This is a genomic window from Rhodoplanes roseus (assembly GCF_003258865.1).
GTDB classification, from domain to species: Bacteria; Pseudomonadota; Alphaproteobacteria; order Rhizobiales; family Xanthobacteraceae; genus Rhodoplanes; species Rhodoplanes roseus.
Window position 1 is genome coordinate 1 of the sequence record NZ_NPEX01000651.1, and the last position, 595, is coordinate 595.

General features: G+C 68.1%; 1 protein-coding gene. It reads right to left on the minus strand.

Annotated features, from left to right (window positions below):
• The coding region (locus CH341_RS31810) for an IS5 family transposase (protein WP_111423736.1) at window positions 1-528 on the minus strand (528 nt) is incomplete at its 3' end.
• Between the last annotated feature and the right edge of the window lie 67 nt (window positions 529-595).

Here is a 595-nt window from a genome sequence, read left to right on the forward strand (position 1 = left end):
GCGTTCGAGCAGCGGCACCGCTCCGTGCACGTCCTGGATGTCGGCCGGATGCACCAGCACGGCGAGGAGAAGCCCGTTGGTGTCGGTGACGATGTGACGCTTGCGTCCGTGAACGCGCTTGCCCGCGTCGAAGCCCCGTGGACCGCCACTTTCCGTGGTCGGCGCGCTCTGGCTGTCGATGATCGCTGCGGTCGGCGTCGGCTTGCGCCCGAGCTGCCGGCGCGCCAGACGAACGAGGGCCGTCACGATCCGTCGCCACCAGCCGGTGTCCCGCCACGCATAGAAGTAGCCCTGAACGGTCGAGCGCGGCGGGAAGTCTCCCGGCAGCGCGCGCCACTGGCAGCCTGTGGACAGCACGTAGAGGATCGCCTCGACGACCCGGCGCAGATCGGTCGTCCGGGGCCGTCCCACCCGACGGCGCGGCGGCAGCCGCCGCGCGATCAGGGCCCACTCGGCATCGGTCAGATTGCTTGCGAAGCGCAGCCCGTCCCGTCGATACTGCGCGCGAGTGATTTCGGTCCAAGGCATCGTGCTCTCCATCGAATCTCGCAAATCCGACGGAATCACAGCCCCCCGAAATCACTCACTCAATTTT